Below are 2830 nucleotides of genomic sequence, written 5' to 3' on the forward strand. Positions count from 1 at the left end.
TTCCGGTGAAGCGGCGGGCTCCGTGGCCGGGGCCGCCTTCCAGATAGACGAGCCAGGGCAGTTCGTCGGCGGCGCGGGAGGCGGCGACGACCTCACGGCCGTACAGCTCCAGCTGCTCGCCTCCGGGGTCCGTGTGGTCGAGGGGCACGGTGAAATACCGGTCGGTGAGCACGACCCCGGGCTGGCGGTAACTGGTCACGGGAACTCCTGTTCTGTACGGCATGCCCGCCCATGGGATCACACGGTGGATTCCATGGGCGGGCTCGGGTCGTACGAACGACGGGCCCGTCCGGTTCACCGGCCCGGGGTCACCGGGTCCCGGTCACTGGTCACCCGGTCGCCGGGTCCCGGTCACCTGGTCACCTGGTCACCTGGTCACCTGGTCACCCGGTCACCTGGTCGGGAAACTGTCCGCGGTCCTGATCCGGTCGCGGATCCAGACACCGGCCGGCTTCAGCGAGGAGGTTCCGGTCCAGGGACCGTTGCTGTTGCAGGTGCCCGGCTTGAAGACCGCGCCGGAGCGGCTGTCGTCGGAGTAGTTCCAGCTGGTCCAGCTGATCTTCTTGCTCGCCATCAGATCGAGATACCGCTGGGCCATGGCGAAGTCGTTGCCGCCGTCGCCCGTGTAGGTCTGGGTGCCGAACTCGGTCACGAAGATGGGGAGCTTGTCGGCGGCGCGGGAGAGGGTGTTGAAGTACTCGTCGTGGTGCGAGGCCGCGTAGAAGTGGAAGGTGTACATGATGTTCGAGGCGTTGACCGGGTTGTTCACGATCTCGGTCTCGTCGGCGCCGTCGGAGACTCCGAGGGACGACCAGGCGCGGGTGCCGACGAGGATCGGGGTGTCGGCGTCGTGCTGGCGGATGACCGGGATGAGCTGCTCGGCGTAGCTCTTCACCCGGGCCCAGGAGACCCCGCTGGGCTCATTGGCGATCTCGTAGAGCAGGTTCGTCTTGTTCGCGTGACGCTGGGCGATCTCGGTGAAGAAGGTCTTGGCGCGGGCGAGGTTGTGGTTCGGGTCGCCCGGGCTGAGCATGTGCCAGTCGACGATCGCGTACATCCCGCGCGCGGTGGCCTGCTCGATCATGGTGTGGACCAGATCGGTGAACTTGCGCGGGTTGGTCTCGTAGCCGCCCTCCTGGATGTACATGGAGATGCGCACGACGTCGGCGTTCCAGTCGTTGGCGAGCGCGTCGAGCGAGCCGCCTGTCACGCACTGGGGGTACCACTGGATGCCGTGCGTGGACATTCCGCGCAGCTGGATGGGCTTGCCGTACTGGTTGCAGAGCTTGGTGCCGCAGACGGTGAGCTGGCCGTTGACGCCGACGGGCGTGCCTCCGCCGCCGGGGGGCGCTCCTTCGGTGTCGGCGGTCAGGCTGTCGACGTTGGGGCCGCCGTTGGCGGTGGTGGCGGTGGCCTTGACGGTGTTGGCTCCTGCCTTGAGTTCAGCGGTGAGGGAGGCGGTGGTCCAGGTGGTCCAGGCCCCGGTGCCGGGGAAGGCCCGGTTGGCGGCGACCGTGGCTCCGTTGACCGTGATGTTCATGGGGCGGTTGGCGCTGGTGCCGTTGGCGAACCGGATGGCCAGGGAGGCGCTGCCGGCCTTGGCGGCGTTGACGGTCCACTCGACGCTGCTGCCGGTGGTGTTCGTGTAGTTGACGAAGCCGCTGCCGGTGTAGCCCCGGTGATTGGACTCCACCGCCCCCTGGGAGACGGTGGCGTTCTCCGCCTCGTACACGGTGGCGGCGGCGGACGTCGCCGGGCGTTCGGCGGGGGCGGGGGCGGCCGGAGCCGAGGGAGCGGCCGTGAGGCCGATGAGCAGGGCGGCGGCGGCGACCGTGCCGACACCGCCGAGCGGTCGTAGCCAGTTCCGTGGGGGCTTCATGAGGGTCTCCGTTGCCTGTTGGGGTTCAGACTTAGGGGTTCAGCCGGGACTGGAAGGAAACTTTCCTAACGAACTTTCCTCACGATGGAAGCAGTCTCGGCCAGCGACTGGCAAGGGTCATGACAAGAAAGATCGGCAGTCACCCGGGAACGTACAGCGCGCCCCGGACAACTCGTACAGTCCCGCCCGTGTGCGCTGCCGGGGCCGCGCTCCTAGCGTGGGAGGCATGATCCGGTTCGAGCAGGTCGGCAAGGTCTACCCGGATGGCACCACCGCCGTCGACGGCCTGTCCTTCGAGGTCGGCCGGGGCGAGCTGGTCACGCTCGTCGGCCCCTCCGGCTGCGGCAAGACGACGACGATGATGATGGTGAACCGGCTGATCGAGCCCACATCGGGCCGGATCCTGCTCGACGGCGAGGACGTCTCCACCGTCGACCCGGTGAAGCTGCGCCGCCGTATCGGCTATGTCATCCAGCAGGTCGGGCTCTTTCCGCACCGAACAGTTCTCGACAACACCGCGACGGTCCCCGCGCTGATCGGCTGGAAGAAGAGCCGGGCCCGCGCACGGGCGGCCGAGCTGCTCGATCTGGTGGGCCTCGACCCCGGCGTCTACGGCTCGCGCTATCCGGCCCAGCTCTCCGGCGGCCAGCGCCAGCGGGTCGGGGTCGCCCGGGCGCTCGCGGCCGACCCTCCCGTACTCCTGATGGACGAGCCGTTCGGCGCGGTCGACCCGGTGGTGCGCGAACGCCTCCAGAACGAGTTTCTGAGCCTTCAGGCCACCGTGCGCAAGACGGTGCTGCTGGTCACCCATGACATCGAGGAGGCGGTGCGGATGGGGGACCGGATCGCCGTGTACGGACAGGGGCGCATCGAGCAGTTCGACACCCCGGCCGCCGTGCTGGGGACGCCCGCGACCCCGTATGTGGCCCGGTTCGTGGGCGCGGACCGGGG

Annotated in this window: 2 protein-coding genes and 1 pseudogene; 1 reads left to right on the forward strand and 2 read right to left on the reverse strand. The window is 68.8% G+C overall.

Annotation, left to right across the window (positions count from 1 at the left end; translation table 11 throughout):
• A pseudogene (locus tag FF041_RS24140) lies at positions 1-199 on the reverse strand (alpha/beta hydrolase); the annotation flags it as partial.
• Positions 200-391: 192 nt separating this feature from the next.
• Positions 392-1879, reverse strand: a complete 1488-nt coding sequence (locus FF041_RS24145) for a cellulase family glycosylhydrolase (protein ID WP_153524767.1) — start codon at positions 1877-1879, stop codon at positions 392-394.
• Positions 1880-2105: 226 nt separating this feature from the next.
• Here FF041_RS24145 and FF041_RS24150 point away from each other — a divergent pair.
• Positions 2106-2830 (forward strand): ABC transporter ATP-binding protein (locus tag FF041_RS24150; protein WP_153524775.1); only part of this gene is annotated, 725 nt, incomplete at its 3' end.

Origin of the sequence: Streptomyces jumonjinensis, assembly GCF_009600885.1 — a bacterium.
Taxonomy (GTDB): domain Bacteria; phylum Actinomycetota; class Actinomycetes; order Streptomycetales; family Streptomycetaceae; genus Streptomyces; species Streptomyces jumonjinensis.